This window comes from Mycobacterium kansasii ATCC 12478 (genome assembly GCF_000157895.3).
GTDB classification, from domain to species: domain Bacteria; phylum Actinomycetota; class Actinomycetes; order Mycobacteriales; family Mycobacteriaceae; genus Mycobacterium; species Mycobacterium kansasii.
On sequence record NC_022663.1, the window covers coordinates 5786587 to 5810990 of the forward strand.

25 protein-coding genes are annotated in these 24404 nt (G+C 68.3%); 21 read left to right on the forward strand and 4 right to left on the reverse strand.

Annotated elements, in window-relative coordinates; translation table 11 throughout:
- Nucleotides 1-77 precede the first annotated feature (77 nt).
- The 3 genes from MKAN_RS25175 to MKAN_RS25185 all read left to right on the forward strand — a co-directional run bounded on the left by MKAN_RS25175 (nt 78) and on the right by MKAN_RS25185 (nt 3654).
- Nucleotides 78-1034: a transglutaminase family protein gene (locus tag MKAN_RS25175; RefSeq protein WP_023373019.1), complete on the forward strand. Its 957-nt coding sequence runs from the start codon at nt 78-80 to the stop codon at nt 1032-1034.
- On the forward strand, nt 1027-2046 hold the full coding sequence (locus MKAN_RS25180) for a zinc-binding metallopeptidase family protein (RefSeq protein WP_036392167.1): 1020 nt from the start codon (nt 1027-1029) through the stop codon (nt 2044-2046). Before MKAN_RS25175 ends, MKAN_RS25180 begins: the two co-directional genes overlap by 8 nt.
- Nucleotides 2047-2154: 108 nt before the next feature.
- A complete protein-coding gene (locus tag MKAN_RS25185; RefSeq protein ID WP_036392169.1) occupies nt 2155-3654 on the forward strand; it encodes a PE family protein in 1500 nt (499 codons plus the stop codon).
- Nucleotides 3655-3658: 4 nt separating this feature from the next.
- Here the strand turns inward: MKAN_RS25185 and MKAN_RS25190 are convergent, their stop codons facing one another.
- Together MKAN_RS25190 and MKAN_RS25195 are read right to left on the reverse strand one after the other, a co-directional pair.
- Nucleotides 3659-6301: a circularly permuted type 2 ATP-grasp protein gene (locus MKAN_RS25190; protein WP_023373025.1), complete on the reverse strand. Its 2643-nt coding sequence runs from the start codon at nt 6299-6301 to the stop codon at nt 3659-3661.
- Nucleotides 6302-6375: 74 nt separating this feature from the next.
- On the reverse strand, nt 6376-7464 hold the full coding sequence (locus tag MKAN_RS25195; RefSeq protein ID WP_036391444.1) for a membrane protein: 1089 nt from the start codon (nt 7462-7464) through the stop codon (nt 6376-6378).
- Nucleotides 7465-7641: 177 nt separating this feature from the next.
- Between MKAN_RS25195 and MKAN_RS25200 the strand changes: the two genes are divergently transcribed.
- The gene (locus MKAN_RS25200; protein WP_023373029.1) at nt 7642-8982 is read left to right on the forward strand and encodes a replication-associated recombination protein A; all 1341 of its coding nucleotides are present in this window, start codon (nt 7642-7644) and stop codon (nt 8980-8982) included.
- Entirely contained in the window at nt 8979-9314 is a 336-nt protein-coding gene (locus MKAN_RS25205; protein ID WP_023373031.1) for a hypothetical protein, read from the forward strand. The genes MKAN_RS25200 and MKAN_RS25205 overlap by 4 nt, the downstream gene beginning before the upstream one ends.
- A 528-nt stretch (nt 9315-9842) precedes the next feature.
- Here MKAN_RS25205 and MKAN_RS25210 read toward each other — a convergent pair.
- Nucleotides 9843-10466 (reverse strand): hypothetical protein, encoded by a 624-nt coding sequence (locus tag MKAN_RS25210; RefSeq protein WP_023373032.1) that lies wholly within the window; start codon nt 10464-10466, stop codon nt 9843-9845.
- A 171-nt stretch (nt 10467-10637) separates the two neighbouring features.
- Here MKAN_RS25210 and MKAN_RS25215 point away from each other — a divergent pair, with 171 nt between their 5' ends.
- The 12 genes from MKAN_RS25215 to aroQ all read left to right on the forward strand — a co-directional run bounded on the left by MKAN_RS25215 (nt 10638) and on the right by aroQ (nt 20988).
- Complete coding sequence (locus tag MKAN_RS25215; RefSeq protein WP_099185116.1) at nt 10638-11027, forward strand: secondary thiamine-phosphate synthase enzyme YjbQ; 390 nt, start codon at nt 10638-10640, stop codon at nt 11025-11027.
- 94 nt (nt 11028-11121) lie between these two features.
- A complete protein-coding gene (gene alaS / locus MKAN_RS25220; protein WP_023373036.1) occupies nt 11122-13836 on the forward strand; it encodes an alanine--tRNA ligase in 2715 nt (904 codons plus the stop codon).
- A complete protein-coding gene (ruvX, locus tag MKAN_RS25225; RefSeq protein ID WP_036391447.1) occupies nt 13837-14349 on the forward strand; it encodes a Holliday junction resolvase RuvX in 513 nt (170 codons plus the stop codon).
- Complete coding sequence (gene mltG, locus MKAN_RS25230; RefSeq protein ID WP_023373040.1) at nt 14342-15589, forward strand: endolytic transglycosylase MltG; 1248 nt, start codon at nt 14342-14344, stop codon at nt 15587-15589. Before ruvX ends, mltG begins: the two co-directional genes overlap by 8 nt.
- Nucleotides 15567-16391 (forward strand): shikimate dehydrogenase, encoded by an 825-nt coding sequence (locus tag MKAN_RS25235; RefSeq protein WP_023373043.1) that lies wholly within the window; start codon nt 15567-15569, stop codon nt 16389-16391. Before mltG ends, MKAN_RS25235 begins: the two co-directional genes overlap by 23 nt.
- A gap of 11 nt (nt 16392-16402) precedes the next feature.
- A complete protein-coding gene (locus MKAN_RS25240; protein WP_023373045.1) occupies nt 16403-16831 on the forward strand; it encodes a prepilin peptidase in 429 nt (142 codons plus the stop codon).
- Nucleotides 16832-16884: 53 nt separating this feature from the next.
- Nucleotides 16885-17172: a type II toxin-antitoxin system Phd/YefM family antitoxin gene (locus tag MKAN_RS25245; protein WP_371686042.1), complete on the forward strand. Its 288-nt coding sequence runs from the start codon at nt 16885-16887 to the stop codon at nt 17170-17172.
- Nucleotides 17169-17579, forward strand: a complete 411-nt coding sequence (locus tag MKAN_RS25250; RefSeq protein WP_023373049.1) for a type II toxin-antitoxin system VapC family toxin — start codon at nt 17169-17171, stop codon at nt 17577-17579. The genes MKAN_RS25245 and MKAN_RS25250 overlap by 4 nt, the downstream gene beginning before the upstream one ends.
- 128 nt (nt 17580-17707) lie before the next feature.
- Nucleotides 17708-18913, forward strand: a complete 1206-nt coding sequence (gene aroC, locus MKAN_RS25255; protein ID WP_023373051.1) for a chorismate synthase — start codon at nt 17708-17710, stop codon at nt 18911-18913.
- A gap of 16 nt (nt 18914-18929) precedes the next feature.
- Nucleotides 18930-19466 (forward strand): shikimate kinase, encoded by a 537-nt coding sequence (locus MKAN_RS25260; protein WP_023373053.1) that lies wholly within the window; start codon nt 18930-18932, stop codon nt 19464-19466.
- Complete coding sequence (aroB, locus tag MKAN_RS25265; protein ID WP_023373055.1) at nt 19463-20551, forward strand: 3-dehydroquinate synthase; 1089 nt, start codon at nt 19463-19465, stop codon at nt 20549-20551. The genes MKAN_RS25260 and aroB overlap by 4 nt, the downstream gene beginning before the upstream one ends.
- On the forward strand, nt 20548-20988 hold the full coding sequence (gene aroQ, locus MKAN_RS25270) for a type II 3-dehydroquinate dehydratase (protein WP_023373057.1): 441 nt from the start codon (nt 20548-20550) through the stop codon (nt 20986-20988). Before aroB ends, aroQ begins: the two co-directional genes overlap by 4 nt.
- Here aroQ and MKAN_RS25275 read toward each other — a convergent pair.
- A complete protein-coding gene (locus tag MKAN_RS25275; RefSeq protein WP_036448656.1) occupies nt 20985-21737 on the reverse strand; it encodes a B-4DMT family transporter in 753 nt (250 codons plus the stop codon). The genes aroQ and MKAN_RS25275 overlap by 4 nt on opposite strands.
- Nucleotides 21738-21769: 32 nt before the next feature.
- Here MKAN_RS25275 and MKAN_RS25280 point away from each other — a divergent pair, with 32 nt between their 5' ends.
- From MKAN_RS25280 to MKAN_RS25295, 4 genes are read left to right on the forward strand one after another with little or no spacing between them, the layout of a single operon-like run.
- On the forward strand, nt 21770-22888 hold the full coding sequence (locus tag MKAN_RS25280; protein WP_023373061.1) for a M24 family metallopeptidase: 1119 nt from the start codon (nt 21770-21772) through the stop codon (nt 22886-22888).
- Between the two features lie 15 nt (nt 22889-22903).
- Entirely contained in the window at nt 22904-23467 is a 564-nt protein-coding gene (efp, locus tag MKAN_RS25285) for an elongation factor P (RefSeq protein ID WP_023373064.1), read from the forward strand.
- A gap of 2 nt (nt 23468-23469) precedes the next feature.
- A complete protein-coding gene (gene nusB / locus MKAN_RS25290) occupies nt 23470-23994 on the forward strand; it encodes a transcription antitermination factor NusB (RefSeq protein WP_023373066.1) in 525 nt (174 codons plus the stop codon).
- A complete protein-coding gene (locus MKAN_RS25295) occupies nt 23991-24398 on the forward strand; it encodes a hypothetical protein (protein ID WP_023373068.1) in 408 nt (135 codons plus the stop codon). Before nusB ends, MKAN_RS25295 begins: the two co-directional genes overlap by 4 nt.
- Nucleotides 24399-24404: the final 6 nt, after the last annotated feature.

A 24404-nucleotide genomic window follows, 5' to 3' on the forward strand; every position in this document is an offset into this window, starting at 1 on the left:
GTGCCCGTGGTGCGGGATTCGTCCCGCGGCCGGCGTGGCGGCCGTGGGTTGGGCGTCGAGAAGTCAGGAGTGAGTGGTTGTCCCTGCCATTTGATGGGCCTTCTGACGCACGGTTCGACTCGCCGGCCGTCAAGCGTTATCGAGTCACGCACCGCACCGAATACCGCTACTCCGACGTGGTGACCAGCTCCTACGGCCGCGGGTTTCTCACCCCGCGCAGCTCGCCGCGCCAGCGGTGTGTCGCACACCGGCTGACCATCGATCCCGTCCCCGCCGACAGCTCCACCAGCCGCGACACCTACGGCAACATCAGCTCCTATTTCCATGTCACCGAACCGCACCGGGCCCTGACCATCACCGGCGACTCCATCGTCGACGTGGCGCCACCGGCTTCCGGGCTCTACACCAGCGGTCCGGCGCTGCAGCCGTGGGAGGCCGCCAGGCCGGTTGCGCCGCGTGGTGCCCTGGCAGTCGACTTCGTGCTGGACTTGAACCCGCCGGAGATCACCGAAGAGGTGCGAAAGTACGCCGCTCCCAGCTTTGTTCCCGGCCGCCCGTTGGTCGAGGTGCTGCGCGAGCTGACGACGCGGATCTATACCGACTTCACCTACCGTTCCGGATCGACCACCGTCTCCACCAAAGTCGACGAGGTGCTGACCGCCCGGGAAGGGGTATGCCAAGACTTTGCCAGGCTGGCGATCGCCTGCCTGCGCGCCAACGGGCTGGCAGCCTGCTACGTGTCCGGCTATCTGGCTACCGACCCGCCGCCGGGAAAGGATCGGATGATCGGTACTGACGCCACCCATGCCTGGGCCGCGGTGTGGACGCCCCAACAGCCGGGCCAGTTCGAATGGCTGGGCCTCGATCCCACCAACGACCAACTGATCGACGAGCGTTACATCGTGGTCGGCCGTGGCCGTGATTATGCGGACGTGCCGCCGTTGCGCGGCATCATCTACACCAACTCCGAGCACACCGTGATCGACGTCGGGGTCGACGTCGTGCCGTTCGGCGGTGATGCGCTCGATGCGTGATTTCCACTGTCCCAGCTGTGGCCAGCGCCTGACCTTCGAGAACTCCGTGTGCCTGTCGTGCGGCAGTGCGCTGGGTTTTTCTCTGGACCGGATGGCGCTGCTGGTGATCGCCGAGCGCGGCGTCGGGCACGCCGGAGCGGTGCCCGCCGACGAATACCAACTGTGTGCCAATCTGCATCTGGCCCAATGTAATTGGCTGGTTCCGGTGAACCACGCCAATGGGTTGTGCACGTCGTGTGCGCTGACCGTCGAGCGGCCCAACGACGTCGACACCGTGGGTCTGGCGGGGTTCGCCCGAGCCGAGGCGGCCAAGCGGCGGCTGATCGCCGAGTTGCACGAGCTGAAGCTGCCGATCGTCGGACGCGACCAGGATCCCGACCACGGGCTGGCATTCCGGCTCTTGTCCAGTGCGCACGAGCAGGTGATCACCGGACACGCCGACGGCGTCATCACCCTGGACCTGGCCGAGGGCGACGACGTCCACCGCGAACAGCTGCGGGTGGAGATGGACGAGCCGTACCGGACCCTGCTCGGCCACTTCCGTCACGAGATCGGGCACTACTACTTCTACCGGCTGATCGACCCGTCCGGCGACCACCGGGCACGCTTCACCGAGTTGTTCGGCGACCCGGACGCCGACTACCAGCAGGCGCTGGACCGGCACTACCGCGACGGCGCCCCTCAGGGCTGGCAGGACAGATTCGTGTCGTCGTATGCGACCATGCACCCCGCCGAGGACTGGGCCGAGACGTTCGCCCACTACCTGCATATCCGTGACACCCTGGACACCGCGGCATGGTGCGGTTTCGCGCCGGCGTCGGCAACCTTCGACCGGCCGGCGCTGGGCCCCAGCGCTTTTCCCGCGATCATCGACATGTGGCTGCCGTTGTCGTGGTCGCTGAACATGGTGAACCGCTCGATGGGCCACGACGACCTGTACCCCTTTGTGCTGCCGCCCGCGGTCTTGGCGAAGATGCAGTTCATCCATGCCGTCATCGACGAAGTGCCCTGAGATCTGCGTGACCGGCGGCCAACTCGATTGGGGCACTTGCGGTGCCACGCGGGCATATGATCGTTGCCACCGACTATTCACGGTCGCTTCATGCGCACGGAGGAAGCGATGTCGTATTTGGTAGCGGCGCCGGACATGCTGGCCGCGGCCGCAGCGGATCTGGCTGGCGTGGGCTCAGCGCTGAATGCGGCCAATGCGTCGGCCGGCGCTTCGACCACGACGGTGTTGGCGGCCGGTGCCGATGAGGTGTCGGGGGCGATTGCGGCGTTGTTCGCCGGGTATGCGCAGCAGTATCAGGCGCTGAGCGTCCAGGCGACGGCATTTCACGAGCAGTTTGTGCAGGCTGTCAGCACAGGCGCGGGTGCCTATCTACAGACCGAGCTCGCTAACGCCGAACAGAACCTGCTCAACGGGATCAATGCACCCGTCCAGGCGGCGCTGGGCCGCCCGCTGATCGGCAACGGCGCCGACGGCACCGCCGCGAATCCGAACGGCGGCGCCGGTGGGTTGCTGTACGGCAATGGCGGCAACGGCTTTTCGCAAACTAAGGCAGGTGCGGCCGGTGGTGCCGGCGGCGCCGCAGGGCTGATCGGCAACGGCGGAGCGGGCGGCGCCGGCGGGCCGAGCGCTGCCGGCGGCGCCGGCGGTCGCGGCGGATGGCTATGCGGCAACGGTGGCGCCGGTGGGCCAGGCGGGGCGGGGCCGGCAGCCACCGCAACTGTCAGCGCCGGCAATGGGGGAGCGGGTGGCGCCGGCGGCGCGGCGGGACTGTTCGGCGCCGGCGGTGCTGGTGGCGCCGGCGGCCACGGCGGGTTCTCCGACAGGCCGGACGCGACGAGCTTTACCGGAAGTGGCGGCACCGGAGGCCATGGGGGCCGCGGGGGACTGGTGTTCGGCAACGGCGGCGACGGCGGAAGTGGTGGGGCCGCCGGAGACACCCACAAGTGGGAAACTTCGCCCCAAACTGACTTCCCGAACGTCGGTCTCAGCGGCGACGGTGGCGCTGGCGGCAATGCCGGGTTGTTCGGCGCAGGTGGGGCAGGCGGCACCGGCGGGACGGGCGGTGTTTCCGCGGGAAAGGCCAGCGTTGGCGGGACCGGCGGTAGCGGCGGTGATGGCGGTCGCGGCGGCTTGCTCTACGGCGACGGCGGGGCCGGGGGCCACGGTGGAACCGGTGGAGCAGCAACGGTCTTTAACCCGGACGGGACCGGATCCCGCAGCTACTTCGATACGACCGGTGGGACAGGTGGGGTTGGCGGTTCCGGTGGTGATGCTGGGCTGATCGGTGCCGGTGGTGTCGGTGGCGTCGGTGGAACCGGCGGCCTCAGCGGACTGCACGCCGGTGGAACCGGCGGAGCTGGTGGCGACGGCGGGGACGGTGGATTGCTGGCCGGACCCGGTGGGGGCGGTGGGCAAGGCGGCGCCGGTGGTAGTCAGGCCAGCTGGGGCGCCGTCGGGAACGGGGGTTCCGGCGGTAACGGCGGGGATGCGCAGCTGATCGGTGATGGCGGCAATGCCGGCACCGGCGGGGATGGCGAGGCCGACGGCCCTGGTGGCCTCGCCGGTGCCGGTGGTTTGCTCTTCGGAAAGCCCGGCACGCCGGTCTAAGCGGTCAGGCCGGCATCGTCCGCCGTTCCTCGGGCCCCCACAGCGGCTGCATGCCCCCGGGCAGCTTCAACTGTGTCGCGGTGATCACGTCGGCGACGTCGCGCAGCGCGGCATGTATCGCGGTCAGCAGGTCGGCCAGCTCCGTCCGGCGTCCGTCGACGACGCCCTCCAGCTCGGCAGGATCCGAGCGGCGCAATCGAGTGTTGATCTCGTCCACCATCCGCTCGGGACGCGACGACCCCGACGAGCCGGGAAGGTCCTTGAGGTCGGCCCGCAGCCGCTCCAGCTGATACACCAGCGAGCGCGGGTTCTGCGGGTCGAACAGCATCAGGTCGGTCACGGCGGCGACGCTGACCTTGCCCACGGTACGGCGCCGGTAGCTGACCGAGGACTCACAAGCCTCCAGCGTCGACTCGATGATGGTTTGTTCGGCGGCCACGCCACGAACCGCGGTCAGCGTGTCCGCCAACAGTGCGGTCAGCCACAGGCCACGCTCGATCCGCTTGCCGATGTCCATCATCGTCCAGCCCGCGTCGCGCACCATCGACTCGGCGGCCACCCCGGCCAGCGTCAACATCCCGGCCAGGGTCTGCGCCTGAGCCTCGGCGAGCAGGGCATCGGCCTCGGCGAGTGACTGCGGCGGGTCCGACCGCAAGGCGACGGCGCGCTCGACGCCGGCCAGCACCATCCAGGTGTCGTTGGACAATTGGTCGCGCACCGCCCTGGCGCACAGCGCCAGCCCTTCGACCGACTGGACCAGGGATCCTGGCCGCTCCAGGTCCACGGTCATCGACCACAGCATCGAGGGGGCGACGGCGATCATCTCGGCGTGATCGTGAGCGGCTCCGGTGTCGGTTCCGGTGATCTGGCCGAGCGCGGCCATGAGTACCGGCACACATTCGCTTTCCTCGGTGTGCTGTTGGTGACGGAAGACGTGGTAGCGCTCGCGGGCCACGATCAGCAACCGGGCCATGTTCTCGGCGCGTTCGCCGTAGCGTCCCATCCAGAACAGGTCCGACAGCACCCGCGGGGAACTGACCGCGCGGGTGCCCGCGCCGGTCTTGAGCGCCGGCGGCAAGGTCGTGACCGTCACCGCCTCGGCAATCGCCCGCTCCGTGGGGCGCACCCAGACATCCTTTGCCGCAACGGATTTCAGCATGTATGCGGCCGCGCCGGGCGCCAGTACGTAGCCCAGGCCGCCGATCATCGGCGCATAGCCGCCGCGTTGGGCGACGGTGAACAACCGCATGCCGACGCCGGCTGAGGTCAGCATCCCGGCGTGGTCGGTGGGCGCGGAGGAGAACGTCGGCAACTCCTGGCCGGCCCACTGCCATGGCATCGCCTCGATCCGCGCCGCCAAATCCGCCAGCTGCCGAGACGAAAGTGTCGGCCCGGCAAGGGTTTTCCTGCCAACCGTGGATCTGATCAGCAGCGACGGCAGATTGGCCAGCAGATGCGAGCGTTCACTGGCGATGCCGCCCCAGTAGACAGCAGCGGTCGGCAACAATGGTTCTTCGCCCAGTAAGCGCCGGGCCAGCTCCGGCAGAAACCGCAGCAGCCCCGGGCTTTCCAGGATGCCGCTGCCCAGTGTGTTGACCACGGTCACCGTTCCGCGGTGCTGGGCCTCCACCAAACCGACCACGCCGAGCCGGGAATCGGCGCGCAAATCCAGCGGGTCGGCGTAGTCGGCGTCCACGCGGCGCAACACCACGTCCACGCGTTTGAGAGTGCCCAGCGAGCGCATCCACAGCTTGCCGTCGCGCACCACCAGGTCCGCGCTTTCCACCAGCGGGAAACCCAGCAGCGTCGCCAGATACGCCTGATCGAAGGCCGTCTCCGAATAGATGCCGGGGCTGAGCACCACCACCACCGGGTCTTGGGCGACGTCGGGAGCCGCGTCGATCAACGCCAACCGCAACGCTTGGGCAAACGGTGTCGTGGGCCGCGGCGCAATCCTTTCGTACAGGTCCGGGATCGCGTGGGCGATCACCCGCCGGTCGGCCAGCGCATAACCCGCCCCCGATGGCGCCTGCGTCCAGTCGGCGTTGACCTGATAGCTGCCGTCGGGTATCCGGCTGAGGTCGCAGGCGTGCAGGAAAAGTTGGCGCCCCGGCACCGTGATCCCCTTGGCGCGGCGCACATAACCGGGATGGGCGAATACCAGCTCGGCGGGCAGCACGCCCTCGGTGAGCAGGCTACGGGCTCCGTAGAGGTCCGCCAGCATGGCATCGAGTAGGCGTGACCGCTGCACCAGGCCGGCCTCCAGGACGGCCCAGTCTTCGGCTGACACCACCAGCGGCAGCGTGTCCAGTCGCCAGGGTCCGGGCTCCAGGCCGTGGGCGCTGTGCTCGTCGCGCGTGGGATCGGCCCCGGTGTAGCTGATGCCGTCGTGGTCGATCAGGCTGTGCACGACCGTGCGCAGCCGGTCCAGACCCGCTCTACCGCGCTCGGCGACGGCGTCGGCCAGCTCCGTCCAGGCGGGCCGCACCTTTCCGTCGGCGTCGACGAACTCGTCGTAGCCGGTTCCCGGGCCGTTACGCAGGTCGAAGAGAGCTTGCTGGGCTCGCGCGGTGCGGTAACCGTCCAGGAGGTGGTCAGCATCGGCCATTGCTCGACCCGTTCCCCACGTCACGTCGGCGGGCGCCATTACTGCCGCAACATCAGGGACTGCCCTCGCCTACACAGCGTTCGCTGCGCCGAACCCGCTGGTTCCGGCCGGGCTTATGCGTACTGCTGCCCTGGCGGCGGTCCCGGCGGATAGCCGCCAGGGGGCGCCGTTTGCTCGACCGGCACCACCTGGCCACCCGTCAGCTTGCGGTAGGTGTAGACCTGGACCAGCGCGGCGACCGGAACGCCGACGACCATGCCGACCAAGCATGCGAGTTCGCCGATCAGCACGGCCGCATACTGAACCAGCCAGGACAGCGCGCTGCTTCCGAGTTCGCCGCGAACGGTCGCGATGCTGGCCTTGATCGACTCGATCGGCGACAGGGATTTGTCGACGACGAACGCAATCGCGAATTGGGCGAAGAAAGCCAAGACCAACGGCCCGACAATGGTGCACGACAGAATCATGGCACCGACAGCGAGCAGGAATGAGGTGAGCACCACAGCGCCCACATTGCGCGGCTTGAAGAACGTCCCGATGCTGACCGGCTTGCCATCGGCAATGTCGAGGCATCCGGTGAGCAGGCCGGCATGCATGTAGGCCACCACGAAGAACAGGGCGATGTAGCCGATGATCGTGAGGATCCAGCCGATCGCGGAAAACTCTGCGGACGTGGTGTGGTAGCTGTAGTCGTACTCGACAACGGTAGTCGTGGTGGTTTGCGCGGTCGCAAAGGCGATCGCCAGCGGGATACCGATCACCGCGGCCATCGTCAGCCCGTAGATGACCAGCGGCACGACCAGCGCCGCGACGTTCTTGGTGAACTTGTTCCACGCCCAACTGATCGCTTCGCCCACGTTGAAGCCCGACTTCGGCTGTCCGCCGAAACCCGGCTGAGGCGGGTAGCCCGGCGCAGGTGCTCCCGGCGGGCCATAGCCGGGAGGCGGGGGCGGGGCGTTGTAGCCGGGAGCCGAGTAGCCGCCGGGCGGCGGGCCGTAACCGGGCGGTGGGGGAGGCGGTGCGCCGTAACCGGGTGGAGGTGCGCCGTAACCGGGCGGGGGAGGCGGCGGCGCGCCGTAACCCGGCGGCGGAGGCGTGGTCCCGTAACCCGGTGGCGGGGGAGGCGGCGGGTAGCCCGAGGTGCTGTGATCGCCGCCCTGGGGGTCGGCCGGTGTGCCTGGGTGTTCTGGCGGCTGGCTCATCGCTGTCCTAAGTGGCTGGTCGTTCGCTCTCGCCTGGTATGCGCGTGGAATTAGCAAACCGGAACTTAGCAAATGTGGGCCGGAGGCGCGCGGATTGGTGGTGCTCCTTTTTCGGGTGGCGACCCCGGAGCGTGCGACGCCTCGGCCCCCTTAGGGCTCGCGTGGTATGTCTGAAGCGTGTCCGACGGTCTTTTCGACCTGCCCGGCGCACCGAAGCCGACCGATCATGGCCTCGACGTGTCAGCCGGCGCGCCGCTGGCGGTGCGGATGCGCCCGGCGTCGCTCGATGAAGTGGTCGGGCAGGACCACCTGCTTGCGGCGGGGTCGCCGCTGCGCCGGCTGGTCGAGGGGTCGGGCGTGGCGTCCGTGATCCTCTACGGTCCGCCCGGAAGCGGCAAGACGACGTTGGCAGCGCTGGTCTCACAGGCCACCGGACGCCGGTTTGAAGCCCTGTCGGCGTTGTCGGCGGGGGTGAAAGACGTCCGAGCCGTCATCGAGGGGGCACGGCGGGGGCTTCTTGCCGGTGAGCAAACGGTGCTGTTCATCGACGAGGTGCACCGGTTTTCCAAGACCCAGCAGGATGCGCTGCTGTCGGCGGTGGAGAACCGGGTGGTGTTGTTGGTCGCCGCGACTACCGAGAATCCATCCTTTGCGGTGGTGGCCCCGCTGCTGTCGCGGTCGTTGATTCTGCAGCTGAGGCCGCTGACCTCCGACGACATTCGGATCGTCGTGCAGCGCGCGATCGAGGATCCCCGCGGGTTCGGCGGGCGCGTGGTGGTGACGCCCGAGGCCGTCGAGCTGCTGGTGCAATTGGCCGCCGGGGATGCGCGCCGGGCGCTGACCGCGCTGGAGGTGGCTGCTGAAGTCGCCGAGCAGGTTACCGTCGAGGCGATCGAGCAATCCTTGGACCGGGCCGCGGTCCGCTACGACCGCAACGGTGACCAGCACTACGACGTCGTCAGTGCCTTCATCAAATCGGTGCGTGGCTCCGACGTCGACGCCGCACTGCACTATCTGGCCCGCATGCTGGTCGCCGGTGAGGACCCCCGGTTCATCGCGCGGCGGCTGATGATTCTGGCCAGCGAGGACATCGGCATGGCCGACCCGACCGCGCTGCAGACCGCGGTCGCCGCCGCCCAGACCGTGGCGCTGATCGGCATGCCGGAGGCCCAGCTGACGTTGGCTCACGCCACGATTCATCTGGCCACTGCGCCCAAGTCCAACGCGGTCACCACGGCCCTGGCCGCGGCGATGGCCGACATCAAGGCGGGCAAAGCCGGCTTGGTCCCGGCTCAGCTGCGCGACGGGCACTACTCCGGTGCCGCGGCCCTGGGCAATGCGCAGGGCTACAAGTACTCTCACGACAACCCGGATGGTGTTGTGGCTCAACAGTATCCGCCGGACGAGCTGGTGGGCGTGAACTACTATCGGCCCACCGGTCGCGGCGGCGAACGTGACATGGCCGGCCGGCTGGACCGGCTACGGGCGATCATCCGCAAGAAACGGGGACGGGCATGAAGACCTTTACCGACGACGAGATGAACCAGCTGCTGCCCACCGCCAGGCCCTACAGCGTCGTCATCCTCAAGCAGGGACCGAAGTTCGGTGACGAGGCGGCGCCGGCCATCGTCTGGGAGCACGGGCGCCGCAACTTCGGGCTGCGCGACGAGGGTGTGCTGGCGGTCGTCCTGCCGGTCACCGACGGGTCCGACGTCTGTGGCATCGGAGTATTCGCGGCGACGGTTGACGACACCGCGGCGATCATGAATGACGACCCGGGCGTCGCCGCGGGCGTATTCACCTACGACGTACACCCTTGCCGAGGCTTTCCCGGTGACGCCCTGCCTTGACGGCAGCGCGGCTGTCCCTCTGCAACCGGGAGTCCCGTGCCGCTTGGCGCTTCGACGGACCCGGCTACTCCGGCGACTCCGGCGTCGACCTGGCAGCGAGCAGGCAGCGAGCGGGGCATCGAGCAGGCAGCGCTAGGTGCCGAGCTGAGGCATTGAATGTGCATTCGCGGCTTCGAGTGCGCGCCTACGGTTTTCAGAGTGTAACTACGGCGGCCGACGGGCCCTGAACTCGCCACCAGTGCACGCTCGCCGCCACCGGTGCACGCTCGCCGCCACCGGTGCACGCTCGCCGCCACCAGTGCACGCTCGCCGCCACCAGTGCACACTCGCCGCCACCAGTGCACGCTCGCCGCCACCGGTGCACGCTCGCCGCCACCAGTGCACACTCGCCGCCACCGATGCACGCTCGCCGCCACCAGTGCACGCTCGCTGCCACCAGTGCACGCTCGCTGCCACCAGTGCACGCTCGCCGCCACCAGTGCACGCACCGCTACGCGGCGCGCTGCGACCGCCCGAATCCAAGCCGGGTCAGACCAGCTCAGGCACGCGTAAGTGCGCTATCGCCAGCTCGAACTCGGCCACGTCAAGTACCTCGGCGCCCAATTCGCGGACCCGCCTGCTGCGCAACTCGGTCGCCTGGTCGCGATTACGGGCCATTGCATCCATGGTGTCGAACGTGGTGCATGACACCGCGCGCCGGCATGCGGGATGGTCAATCATCAGGCTGGCACTGCAGAACCCGTCCAACCCCTCCATCTCGGGCAACACATGCATGCCGTAAAAGTCGAGCGATCGCTCGATCTGATCCGGTACCACCTTGAGCCAGGTGGCCCGCACGCATGCCCCGGGATGGGAGTGGTGGTCGCGGTGCAGCATGGCGATATTCCATTCCTCGACCCGCGCGTTGCCGGAGAACATCATCGCGGCCCGATCCCGGACGGGCGCGACCCGCTCGGCGCTGGCGCGCATCGCCTCCAGGGTCTCCCAGGCGCTGGTGGCGATGCAGGTACCGGACTGCCGGTCGACCAGCAGCGACAGCCCGACGTATCCGTTGATCGCCTGCAGAGCGGGCATCACGACATCGCGAACGTGCGCGATTCCAATGTCGACCGACAAGGGTTGTGCCTGGATGGTGGTAGAGCGTGCGTACACGATCGGCCCCTCCTATGTCGGGGCGGCGCCCCGGTGGCGCCACCGGTCTCACCGAATACCTTCCTCCTACCGAACAGCCCTGGCAATAAATTCTTGGGCCGCTCCTGGACCGGCACTTGGACCGCCGGGCCGTGAAATGCGTCCCGGTAGGCTGGGCGGGTGGATACCGATGTGCTCGACGTTGACACCGCGCGTCGCCGCATTGTCGATCTCACCGACGCGGTGCGCGGCTTCTGCGCATCCCACGGTGACGGGCTGTGCAACGTGTTCGTCCCCCATGCGACGGCCGGGGTCGCGATCATCGAGACCGGCGCCGGCTCCGACCATGACCTGGTTGACACCCTGGAGAGACTGCTGCCGCGTGACGACCGCTATCGGCATGCGCATGGCTCTCCCGGTCACGGCGCCGACCACGTGCTCCCGGCCCTGGTCGCCCCGTCGGTGACGGTGCCGGTCTCGGGCGGCGAGCCGCTGCTGGGCACGTGGCAAAGCGTCGTTCTGGTCGACTTGAACCGGGACAATCCGCGACGCTCGGTGCGTTTGAGTTTTGTGGAAGGCTAAGCCGGACACAAAGCGTCCTTTGGAAAGCCGTCTAATAGACCGGCGAATAGGCTGGTATTAAATCTGACCGAGGAAACTTAGGGAAGCGACGACAGTGCAGACACACGAGATCAGGAAACGGTTCCTCGATCATTTCGTGAAGGCCGGTCACACCGAGGTGCCCAGCGCATCGGTGATCCTCGACGACCCCAACCTGTTGTTCGTCAACGCCGGCATGGTCCAATTCGTGCCCTACTTCCTGGGACAGCGCACACCGCCGTACCCGACGGCCACCAGCATCCAGAAGTGCATCCGTACGCCCGACATCGACGAGGTGGGCATCACCACCCGGCACAACACCTTCTTCCAGATGGCCGGCAATTTCTCCTTCGGCGACTACTTCAAGCGCGGGGCAATCGAACTGGCCTGGTCGCTTCTGACCAACGGCGTTGCCGCCGGCGGATACGGGCTGGACCCGGAAAGGCTTTGGGCCACAGTCTATCTCGACGACGACGAGGCCGCCGGCCTGTGGCAGGACGTCGCCGGTCTGCCGCCCGAGCGGATCCAGCGCCGCGGCATGGCCGACAACTACTGGTCGATGGGCATTCCCGGGCCGTGCGGGCCGTCATCGGAGATCTACTACGACCGCGGCCCCGACTACGGCCCCGAAGGTGGGCCCATCGTCAACGAAGACCGCTACCTCGAGGTGTGGAACCTCGTCTTCATGCAGAACGAGCGCGGCGAGGGAACCACCAAAGAGGACTACGAGATCCTGGGTCCGCTGCCCCGCAAGAACATCGACACCGGCATGGGGGTCGAGCGGGTCGCGCTGGTTCTGCAAGACGTGCACAACGTCTACGAGACCGACCTCCTACGACCGGTCGTGGATGCTGTGGCCTTGGTCGCCGCGCGCCCCTATGACGCCGGAAATCACGCCGACGACGTGCGGTACCGCATCATCGCCGACCACAGCCGCACCGCAGCGATCCTGATCGGCGACGGCGTGAGCCCCGGCAACGACGGCCGCGGATACGTGTTGCGCCGGCTGCTGCGCCGCGTCATCCGGTCGGCCAAGCTGCTCAACATCGACACCCCGATCGTCGGCGACCTGATGGCCACCGTGCGCGACGCGATGGGCCCGTCCTATCCCGAGCTGGTCAGCGACTTCGACCGGATCAACCGCATCGCAGTCGCCGAGGAGACGGCGTTCAACCGCACTCTGGCCTCGGGCTCCAGACTGTTCGACGAGGTCGCCGGCACCACCAAAGCCAAGGGCGCCACCGTGGTTTCCGGTTCGGACGCCTTCACCCTGCACGACACCTACGGGTTCCCGATCGAGCTCACCTTGGAGATGGCCGCCGAATCCGGGCTCCGGGTCGACGAGGCCGGGTTCCGGGAGTTGATGGCGGAGCAGCGCCGCCGAGCCAAGGCCGACGCCGCCGCACGCAAACATGCACACACCGACCTCACCGCATATCGGGAACTGGTCGACGCGGGACCCACCGAATTCACCGGATTCGACGAACTCGCCTCGGAAGCACGAATCCTGGGCATCTTCGTCGACGGCAAGCGGGTGCCGGTGGTGGCTCACGGCTCGGAAGGACAGGCGGCCAACGGCGATCGGGTGGAGCTGGTGCTGGACCGCACCCCGCTGTACGCCGAGTCGGGCGGACAGATCGCCGACGAGGGAACCATCAGCGGAACCGGATCGGGCGGCAGCGCCCGAGCGGCGGTCACCGACGTGCAGAAGATCGCCAAAACCCTTTGGGTGCACCGGGTCAACGTCGAGTCCGGCGAATTCGTCGAGGGCGACACCGTTATCGCCGCGGTGGACCCGGGCTGGCGCAGAGGCGCCACGCAAGGTCACTCGGGGACCCACATGGTGCACGCCGCATTGCGGCAAGTGCTGGGGCCCAACGCGGTTCAGGCCGGCTCGCTGAACCGACCGGGCTATCTGCGGTTCGATTTCAGCTGGCAGGGGCCGCTCACCGAAGACCAGCGGACCCACATCGAAGAGGTGACCAACGAAGCGGTGCAGGCCGATTTCGAAGTTCACACTTTCACCGAGCAGCTCGAAAAAGCCAAGGCGATGGGTGCGATGGCGCTGTTCGGCGAAAGCTACCCCGACGAAGTCCGGGTCGTCGAAATCGGTGGGCCGTTCTCACTGGAGCTGTGCGGGGGCACCCACGTCGAGAGCTCGGCGCAGATCGGGCCGGTGACCATCTTGGGCGAATCGTCGATCGGGTCCGGGGTGCGCCGGGTGGAGGCCTACGTCGGGCTGGACTCCTTCCGTCACCTGGCCAAGGAGCGCGCCCTGATGGCGGGGCTTGCTTCGTCGCTGAAGGTGCCCTCCGACGAAGTCCCCACGCGGGTGGCAAACCTGGTGGATCGGCTCAAGGCCGCCGAGAAGGAGCTGGAACGCGTCCGGCTGGCGAATGCGCGGGCAGCCGCGGTCAACGCCGCCGCCGGCGCCGAACGCATCGGTAACGTCCGGGTGGTGGCACAGCGCATCTCGGGCGGCATCACATCAGCCGATTTACGTTCCCTGGTCGGCGATATCCGCGGCCGGCTGGGTAGCGATCCGGCGGTGATCGCGCTGATCGCCGAAGGCGAGAACGACAGCGTGCCGTATGCCGTCGCCGCCAACCCGGCCGCCCAGGACCTGGGGATCCGCGCTAACGAGCTGATCAAACCGCTGGCTGCGGCCGTCGACGGCCGCGGCGGCGGCAAGGCCGACCTGGCGCAGGGGTCCGGAAAGAAACCGGCCGGCATCGACGCCGCGCTCGACGCGGTCCGCTCCGAGATCGCCGCGATAGCGCGGGTCGGTTGAGTGAGCGCTCCACTTCAACGCCAGCCCGACCGGCCCGGCGACTCAGACCCCGGACCGGGACGACGCCTCGGTATTGATGTGGGAAGCGTGCGGATCGGCGTGGCGTGCAGCGACCCCGACGGCATCTTGGCCACTCCGGTGGAAACGGTGCGCCGCGACCGCTCCGGCAAGCATCTGCGCCGGCTGGTCGCGCTGGCCGCCGAACTGCAGGCCGTCGAGGTGGTGGTCGGACTGCCGCGCACGCTGGCCGACCGCATCGGCCCGGCGGCCCAGGACGCGATCGACCTGGCCGATGCGCTGGCACAGCGCATCGGCCCGACACCGGTGCGGCTTGTCGACGAGCGGTTGACCACCGTGAGCGCCCAGCGATCACTGCGTCAGGCGGGCATCCGGGCCAAAGAACAACGTGCGGTGATCGACCAGGCCGCTGCCGTGGCAATCCTGCAGACGTGGCTGGATCAACGCCGCAGTACAGCGCCCGGACCGGTAACCGGGAACGTGGCCGATGGCTGAGGATGTCGACCGTCCGCGGGCCGAGCCGGTGGCGGTCGGGCCGCACCGACACCGGATGAGCAGAGCGGACCGGCGCAAGCGCAGCCAGAGCCGCAGAAGACGGCGGCGCGTCCTGGGCGGATTGGCCTTCACCGTGCTGGTCGCGGTCGTGGCGACGGCCGTCGTCTTCGGCGGGAAGCTCTGGCACCTGATGCTGGGCGCCGGTAACGACTACACCGGCACCGGCAAGCACGACCTTGTGATTCAGATCGAGGCGGGCGACTCGACCACGGCTGTCGGCGAGACGCTGTACAAACACGGCGTGGTGAAGACGGTTCGGGCGTTCGTCGATGCCGCGCACGGCAACGAGGCCATTTCGTCGATTCAGCCCGGCTACTACCGGATGCGCACCGAGATTCCGGCAGCCAATGCGGTCGCCCGGCTGGCCGACCCGAAAAGCAGGGTGGGCAGGCTGGTCATCCCGGAAGGACGTCAGCTCGACGACACCACCGACATGAAGACCAACGTGGTGACGCCCGGAATCCTCACGTTGATTTCGCGGGCGACGTGTGTGGATCTTGATGGGAACAAGCACTGCGTTGCGGTGGCCGACCTGCGTGCCGCGGCAAGCAAGAACACCCCGGCGATGCTCTCGGTGCCGCCGTGGGCGGTTGAGCCGGTGATCGAGCTCGGCGATGACCATCGCCGCATCGAGGGGCTGATTGCGCCGGGCACCTTCAATGTCGATCCGTCGGCCTCGGCGGGCGCCGTCCTGTCGGCGCTGATCAGCGCGGGCGCCGTGGAATACGCCAAGGCGGGTTTGGTGGACACTGCCACGTCGCTGGGCCTGTCGCCCTACGACATCCTGGTGGTGGCGTCGCTGGTGCAGCAGGAAGCCAACGTCCAGGATTTCCCGAAGGTGGCGCAGGTCATCTACAACCGCCTGCACGAACACCGCACGCTGGAGTTCGACTCGACCGTGAACTACTCGCTGGACCGGCGGGAAGTGGCTACCAGCGACGCCGACCGTGCCCTGCGGACGCCGTGGAACACCTACATGGCCGAGGGGCTGCCGGCGACCGCGATCTGCTCGCCCGGGGTGGACGCGCTGCACGCTGCCGAACATCCCGCGCCCGGGGACTGGCTGTATTTCGTCACCATCGACTCTCAGGGCACGACGCTGTTCACCCGGGATTATCAGCAGCATCTGGCCAACATCGAGCTGGCTAAACACAACGGTGTCCTCGACAGCACCCGCTAGAAAAGCCAGGAAAGCCGGGGTTCTCGGTTCGCCGATCGCCCACTCCCGGTCCCCCCAGCTGCACCTGGCCGCCTATCGCGCGCTGGGCCTGGACGACTGGACCTATGAGCGCATCGAGTGCACGGCAGAGCAGTTGCCGGCCGTCGTCGGCGGATTCGGGCCGGAGTGGGTCGGTGTGTCGGTGACCATGCCGGGCAAGTTCGCCGCCCTGCGGTTCGCCGACGAGCGAACCGCCCGCGCCGAGCAGGTTGGTTCGGCCAACACGCTGGTGCGCACGCCGCGGGGGTGGCGGGCCGACAACACCGACATCGACGGGGTGACCGGCGCCCTCGGCGCGGCGTCCGGAGACGCGGTGGTGCTGGGGTCCGGCGGCACCGCGCCGGCCGCGGTCATCGGGCTGGCCCAACTCGGCGTCACCGGCATCACCGTGGTGGCACGCAATCCCGGGAAGGCGGCCCGGTTGGTCGACCTGGGAACCCAGGCCGGTGTGGCGAGCCGGTTCTGCGCCCTGGACGATGCCGGATTGCCCGACCAGGTCGCCGCCGCGCAAGTGCTGATCAGCACGCTGCCGGCGGACGTGGCGGCGCGCTACATCCAGGCGTTGGCCGGCGTCCCGGTGCTGCTGGACGCGATCTATCATCCGTGGCCCACACCGCTGGCCGCTGCGGTGACGGACGCCGGCGGCCGGGCGATCAGTGGACTGCAGATGCTACTGCATCAGGCGTTCGCTCAGGTGGAGCAATTCACCGGGATGCCCGCGCCCCGTGACGCGATGACTTGCGCATTGGCGGAGCTGGACTAGCGTGCCCCGGCATGCTGGCGGTTGCGGTATTGCTGTGGATGGGGGCGCTGTGCGTCTACGACGTGCGGCAGCGCCGGTTACCTAACGCGTTGACCGTGCCCGGGGCCGCGGTGATCCTTTTCGGCGCGCTGGCCGCGGGCCGCGGGGTGCCGGCGCTGGCCGGCGCGGCCGCGTTGGCCGGCGTGTACCTGCTGGTGCACCTGGTGACTCCGGCGGCGATGGGCGCCGGTGACGTCAAGCTGGCGATCGGCGTGGGCGGGTTAACCGGCTGCTTCGGTGCCGACGTGTGGTTTCTGGCGGCGCTGGCGGCGCCGCTGTTCACGGCGGTGTGCGGCGTGGTTGCCCGGCTTATCGGCGGCGCCGACGGCGCCGCCACCATGCCGCACGGCCCGTCGATGTGTCTGGCCACCGCCGGCGCGCTGGCAATGGTAGTGATGTGAGCTCGGGTTGCGTGCGCGCGATGAGGCAGCGATGTAGCACATTGAGTGCTACCATGGGGGCGGTGGAAGCGATTGGGGTCCGAGAGCTGCGGCAGCATGCATCGCGGTATCTCGCCCGGGTTGAAGCCGGCGAGGAACTCGGCATCACCAACAACGGGCGGCTCGTCGCCCGGCTCGTGCCGGTTCAGGCGGCAGAGCGTTCTCGCGAAGCCCTGATCGAATCAGGCACCCTGATTCCGGCCCCATGCCCGCAGAACCTTCTCGACGTGACGGCGACACCGGCGCCAGACCGCAAGCGCACTCTCTCCGATGTTCTCGACGAGATGCGCGACGAGCAGTGATTTATCTGGACACGTCGGCTCTGACTAAGTTGCTCATCGCTGAACCGGAGACGGACGAACTGCGCAACTGGCTTACCGTGCACACAGACCAGGGCGAATTCGCGGCGACGAGCGCGCTCAGCCGGGTCGAGTTGATGAGAGTTGTTGCGCGGCAAGGGGAATCCGGCCAAGCTGAACGCGCGCGTTACCTACTGGACGGGCTCGACATTCTCCCGCTCACCGCGCCGGTGATCAATCTCGCCGAAACGATCGGCCCGGCTACCCTGCGCACGCTCGACGCGATTCACCTCGCAGCGGCAACGCAGATCAAGCGGGAGCTGACCGCGTTTGTGACCTATGACCACCGTTTGTTGGCCGGCTGCCTCGAGGTCGGGCTGGTGACCGCATCGCCCGGCGCAGTCCGCTAGTCATCGGAACCGACGGACAAGGCGTCGGCATGGCAGGTTTGCACAACGCGGGTGGCGCTTCGTCGGCGACATACGGCTCAAGCCGGTCAGCGAGCCCAGGCCGCCAGCCGCCATGGGAAGATGTTCGGGTGTTGCGCTGGATCACCGCGGGTGAGTCCCATGGCCGGGCGTTGGTGGCCGTGGTCGAAGGCATGGTCGCCGGAGTGGACGTCACCTCGACCGAGATCGCCGACCAGTTGGCCCGTCGCCGGTTGGGCTACGGCCGCGGTGCGCGGATGACCTTCGAGCGCGACGCGGTGACCGTGTTGTCGGGCGTGCGCCACGGCAGCACGCTCGGCGGGCCCATCGCCATCGAGATCGGCAACACCGAATGGCCGAAGTGGGAAACCGTGATGGCCGCCGATCCCGTCGACCCGGCACAACTGCAGGATGGGGCCCGCAACGCGCCGCTCACCCGGCCGCGTCCGGGCCACGCCGACTACGCCGGCATGCTCAAGTTCGGCTTCGACGACGCCCGGCCGGTGCTCGAGCGGGCCAGTGCCCGCGAGACCGCCGCTCGCGTGGCAGCCGCAACCGTCGCGCGGCAGTTCCTCAAACAGGCGCTGGGTGTCGACGTGTTGTCCCATGTGATTTCGATCGGCCCGTCGGCGCCCTACGACGGCCCGCCGCCCGGGGCCGAACACCTGCCCGCCATCGATGCCAGCCCGGTCCGCGCGTTCGGCAAGGCTGCCGAGCAAGCGATGATCGCCGAGATCGAAGCGGCCAAGAAAGACGGTGACACCCTGGGCGGCGTGGTGGAGGTGGTGGCGCTGGGCCTGCCGGTGGGGTTGGGGTCGTTCACCAGCGGCGACAACCGGCTCGATAGCCAACTGGCCGCGGCCGTGATGGGCATCCAGGCGATCAAGGGTGTGGAGATCGGTGACGGGTTCGAGACCGCACGCCGTCGCGGCAGCCGCGCCCACGACGAGATGTACCCCGGGTCCGACGGTGTGGTCCGCTCCACCAACCGGGCCGGTGGGCTCGAAGGCGGGATGACCAACGGCCAGCCGCTGCGGGTGCGCGCCGCGATGAAGCCCATCTCCACCGTGCCGCGGGCGCTGGCCACCGTCGACCTGGCCACCGGCGACGAGGCCGTCGCCATCCACCAGCGCTCCGACGTGTGCGCGGTACCGGCCGCCGGAGTGGTGGCCGAGGCGATGGTGGCGCTGGTGCTGGCGCGCGCGGCCCTGGAGAAATTCGGCGGCGATTCGCTGACCGAGACGCGCCGCAACATCGAGGCCTACCAGCGCGCGGTCGCTGACCGCCAGTCACCGGCCGCGCGGGTGTCGGGATAGCCGGGTAAGCAATCAGATGGCACCACTAGCGGTACTCGTGGGACTGCCGGGATCCGGCAAGTCCACCATCGGCCGGCGGTTGGCCAAAGCCCTCGGGGTCGGTCTCCTCGACACCGACGCAGCCATCGAGCAACAGACCGGGCGCAGCATCGCCGACATCTTCGCCACCGACGGGGAGCAGGAGTTCCGGCGCATCGAGGAAGACGTGGTGCGCGCGGCACTCGCCGACCACGACGGAGTGCTGTCGCTGGGCGGCGGCGCGGTCACCAGTCCGGGCGTGTGCGCGGCGCTGGCCGGTCAGACCGTCGTCTACCTGGAGATCAATGCTGCCGAGGGGGTGCGGCGCACCGGCGGTAACACCGCGCGGCCGTTGCTGGCCGGGCCCGACCGCGCCGAGAAGTACCGTTCGCTGATGGCCAAACGGATTCCGCTGTACCGCCGGGTCGCGACCATCCGGGTCGACACCAACCGCCGCAATCCCGGCGCGGTGGTGCGCTACATCATGTCGCGCCTGCAGACGCCCAGCCAGACACCCACTCAGGCGGCAACATGACTGGAACCGGCGCACCCGCGACGGTGCACGTTGCCGTCGACCCGCCCTATCCGGTGGTGATCGGCAGCGGTGTGTTGACGCAGTTGGACGAACTGCTGGCCGGCCGGCACAAGGTCGCCATCCTGCATCAGCCCGTGCTGGCCGAAACCGCCGAGACCGCCCGCAAACGCCTGGCCGACAAGGGTATCGACGCACACCGCATCGAAATACCCGACGCCGAGGCCGGCAAGGACCTGCCGGTCGTCGGATTCATCTGGGAAGTGTTGGGCCGCATCGGACTCGGCCGCAAAGACGCTCTGGTCAGCCTCGGCGGGGGAGCCGCCACCGACGTCGCCGGCTTCGCGGCGGCCACCTGGTTGCGCGGCGTGTCGATCGTGCATGTGCCCACCACGCTGCTGGGCATGGTGGACGCGGCCATCGGCGGCAAGACGGGCATCAACACCGATGCGGGCAAGAACCTGGTCGGTGCGTTTCACCAGCCGCTCGCCGTGCTCGCCGACCTGGCGACACTGCAGACCTTGCCGCACAACGAACTCGCTTGCGGGATGGCCGAAGTCGTCAAGGCCGGGTTCATCGCGGACCCGGTGATCCTGGATCTCATCGAAGCCGACCCAGAGGCTGCCCTGAACCCGAAGGGCGATGTGCTGCCGGAGCTGATCCGCCGGGCGGTCGTCGTCAAGGCCGAAGTCGTCGCGGCCGACGAGAAGGAATCCGAGCTGCGCGAAATCCTCAACTACGGCCACACTTTGGGGCACGCGATCGAGCGGCGCGAGCGCTACCGGTGGCGGCATGGCGCCGCCGTGTCGGTCGGGTTGGTGTTCGCGGCCGAGCTCGCCAGACTCGCCGGACGGCTGGATGAGGCCACCGCGCAACGCCATCGCACGATCCTGTCGTCGCTGGGCCTGCCGGTCAGCTACGACCCCGACGCACTGCCCCAGCTGCTGGAGATCATGGCCGGCGACAAGAAGACACGGGCCGGTGTCCTTCGGTTCGTGGTCCTGGACGGATTGGGCAGGCCGGGGCGGTTGGTGGGGCCGGACCCCGGACTGCTGGTGAGCGCCTACGCCGGAGTCTGCGCCGAATGAGTGTGACGGTCAACGTGATCAACGGTCCGAACCTGGGCCGGCTGGGCCAGCGCGAGCCCGCCGTCTACGGCAGCACCACCCATGCTGAACTGGCCGCCCTGGTCGAGCGGGAGGCCGCCGAACTCGGACTCAAAGCCGTTGTGCGGCAAAGCGATAGCGAAGCTCAACTGTTGGAATGGATTCATCGGGCAGCCGACGCCGCAGAGCCGGTGATTCTCAATGCCGGCGGACTGACGCACACCTCGGTGGCGTTACGCGACGCCTGCGCGGAATTGAGCGCGCCCCTGATCGAGGTACATATCTCCAATGTCCATGCCCGCGAGGAGTTCCGGCGGCACTCCTACCTCAGCCCGGTCGCCACCGGAGTGATCGTCGGCCTCGGCGTCCAGGGCTACCTGCTCGCCCTGCGCTACCTGGCGAACGCCGCCGAACGCTAATCCTGTTTGGGCTTGTGATCCGGCTTGGTTTCGTCGTGGTCGAGGCGGATCGCCTCGGTGCGTGCCTCGGAGTCGCTGGTGGGGATCGTCTCGGTGGGCGCCTCGGACTCGCCGGTGCGGATCACCTCGGTCGGGGACTCCTGCTCCGCGGTGGCGATCGTCTCGGTGGGTGCTTCGCGTTCGACGGTGGCAACCGCGGTGGGTGCGGTGGCTTGGGACTCGGACCGGGGGGCATGGATCTCCCCGGTCGGCGTCTCGTCGGCGCGAACGGCGGAAAATACGTCGGTATCGCCACGACCTCTGGATCCGTCGTGAGTGGGCGGCGGGGGAGCGTTGCGGTCGATACGCCACCGGGCGACGGCCACCCCGGTGATCGCGAACAGGAACACGATGAGCGCGGTGAAGGCCGCAAACGTCGTCAGCTCGCTGATCAGCCCGCCGGCGTAGACGCCGTTGTAGAAAACGGCGATGAGCCAGGTCACCGCACCGCTGAGCACTCCGGCTGCCAGGCCGGCCAGCAGCCAGGTCATGGCCAGGTCTTCGCGGCGGTCGGGGTCTGGATTGGCTTTGGCGTCGGCGTTTCCGTCGATGAGCCCCCACACCACGACGGCTATGATGTACAACGCGAGAAGCGCCAGGCTGATCAATCCGGCCTGAGTCTGCCAGGCGTTGATCAGCGCCCCCTGAAATAGGCGCACAACGACCATCGCGGCGGCGAACACCAGTCCGCGCAGCATCCAGTTAGTCATGGGAGTTCAGCGTAGCTGTACCGTCAACGGTCGTGACACATTCCCAGCGTCGACACAACCTCAAAGCCAAAATTGGTGCCGCCGGACTGGATGCGATGCTGGTCACCGACCTGATAAATGTCCGATATCTATCCGGTTTCAGCGGGTCCAACGGCGCGTTGCTGGTGTTCGCCGACGAACGCGAAGCGGTGCTGGCCACCGACGGCCGGTACCGTACTCAGGCCGCGCAGCAGGCCCCCGACCTCGAGGTTGTCATCGAGCGGGCGCTCGGCCGTCACTTGAGCTGCCGGGCGGCCGAATGCGGCGTCGGCAGGCTGGGTTTCGAGAGCCATGTCGTCACCGTGGACGGTTTGGATGCCCTGACGGCCGGCCTGCAGGACACCGGCACCGAGCTGGTCCGGGCTTCCGGGACGGTGGAGACGCTGCGGGAGGTCAAGGATGCCGGTGAGCTCGCATTGCTGCGGCTGGCCTGCGAAGCGGCCGACGCCGCGCTGACCGACCTGGTGCGGCGCGGCGGTCTGCGCCCGGGACGCACCGAGCGGGAGGTGGCCCGCGACCTGGAAGGGTTGATGTTCGATCACGGCGCCGACGCGGTGTCGTTCGAGACGATCGTGGCGGCCGGACCGAATTCGGCCATCCCGCACCACCGGCCCACCGACGCGGTGCTGGCCACGGGCGACTTCGTCAAGATCGACTTCGGTGCCCTGGTCGCCGGCTATCACTCCGACATGACCCGCACCTTCGTGCTGGGTAAGGCGGCCGACTGGCAGCTGGAGCTCTACCAGCTGGTTTCCCGGGCGCAACAGGCCGGTCGCGAGGCATTGCGCCCGGGTGCCGAGCTGCGTGAGGTCGACGCCGCGGCGCGCCAGTTGATCACCGACGCGGGCTACGGCGACAATTTCGGCCACGGTCTGGGACACGGCGTTGGCCTGCAGATACACGAAGCGCCGGGCATCGGGGCGACATCCGCCGGTACACTACTTGCGGGCTCCGTGGTGACCGTGGAGCCCGGCGTCTATCTACCCGGCCGCGGCGGTGTCCGCATCGAGGACACATTGGTGGTGCCCTCTGAGACGCCCGGCGCCTCAGAAAGCGCCGGACAGACCCCGGAATTGTTGACCCGGTTCCCCAAGGAACTGGCCATTTTGTAGGAGATTTAGCAGACCGTGGCGACCACCGCTGACTTCAAGAACGGACTTGTCCTGAATATCGATGGGCAGCTGTGGCAGATCGTCGAGTTTCAGCACGTCAAGCCGGGCAAGGGCCCGGCATTCGTGCGCACCAAGCTCAAGAACGTGCTGTCGGGCAAGGTCGTCGACAAGACCTACAACGCCGGGGTGAAGGTGGAGACCGCCACCGTGGACCGCCGCGACACCACCTACCTGTACCGCGACGGCTCGGACTTCGTGTTCATGGACAGCCAGGACTACGAGCAGCACCCGCTGCCGGAGTCCCTGGTCGGCGACGCCGCGCGGTTTCTGTTGGAGGGCATGCCGGTACAGGTGGCCTTCCACGACGGGGCGCCACTGTACATCGAGCTGCCGGTGACCGTCGAGCTCGAAGTCACCCACACCGAGCCGGGCCTGCAGGGTGACCGGTCCAGCGCCGGCACCAAGCCGGCCACGCTGGAGACCGGCGCCCAGATCCAGGTGCCGCTGTTCATCAACACCGGGGACAAGCTGAAGGTCGATTCGCGCGACGGCAGCTACCTGGGCAGGGTCAACGCCTGAGCATGCCCGAGGGAAAACCGGGCAAGCCGGTTAAAGGACGCCATCAGGCCCGCAAGCGGGCGGTGGACGTGTTGTTCGAGGCCGAGGCGCGGGGCATGAGCCCGCTCGAGGTGGTCGAGTCCCGTACCGCACTAGCGGCAGCCAAGCCGGAAGTCGCGCCGTTGCATCCCTACACGGCCGCGGTGGCGCGCGGCGTCAGTGAGGATGCCGCCCACATCGATGATCTGATCGCCGCGCATCTGCAGGGCTGGACGCTGGATCGGCTGCCCGCGGTGGATCGCGCCATTCTGCGGGTCTCGGTGTGGGAATTGCTGCATGCCGACGACGTCCCCGAACCGGTAGCCGTCGACGAGGCCGTCGAGCTGGCCAAGGAACTGTCCACCGACGAGTCGCCCGGCTTCGTCAACGGAGTGCTGGGCCAAGTCATGCTGGTGACGCCGCAGATCCGCGCGGCCGCTCACGCGGTCCGCCAGGCGGTACCTGGAGATGCGGAACGCCTGCCGGAAAACCAAGGATCGTGTTCATGAGCAGACTCGAATTGCGTGTCGTGATCGCCGCCTGGATGGCCGCGGCGGTGGTGCTGGGCGCTGTGATCTGCGCTGCCTACGGCTGGGCCATCGTCGCCTCGGCGCTGTCGATCTATGCGCTGGGCGTGGGCGCCTGGCTGTATCACAGCATCGAGCGCCTGATCCTGGCCCGCCGCATCAGCACGGTCCGCTCGGCCGCGAAGCCGCTGCAGCCGCTGCTGCCGGTGATGGCGGCCATCATGGGCCTGACTCAGGCGGTCGTGCGATCTCTCGGCGACGTCACCGACCTGCCCGCTCGGCGCTGGGAATTTCCGCAATTCCCGCAGCTTCCGATGCTGCGCTGGGTCGACAGCACGTTGGGTAACCGGCGGATCATCGACAGCGACGACGAGGTGGACGGCTGACCCCAC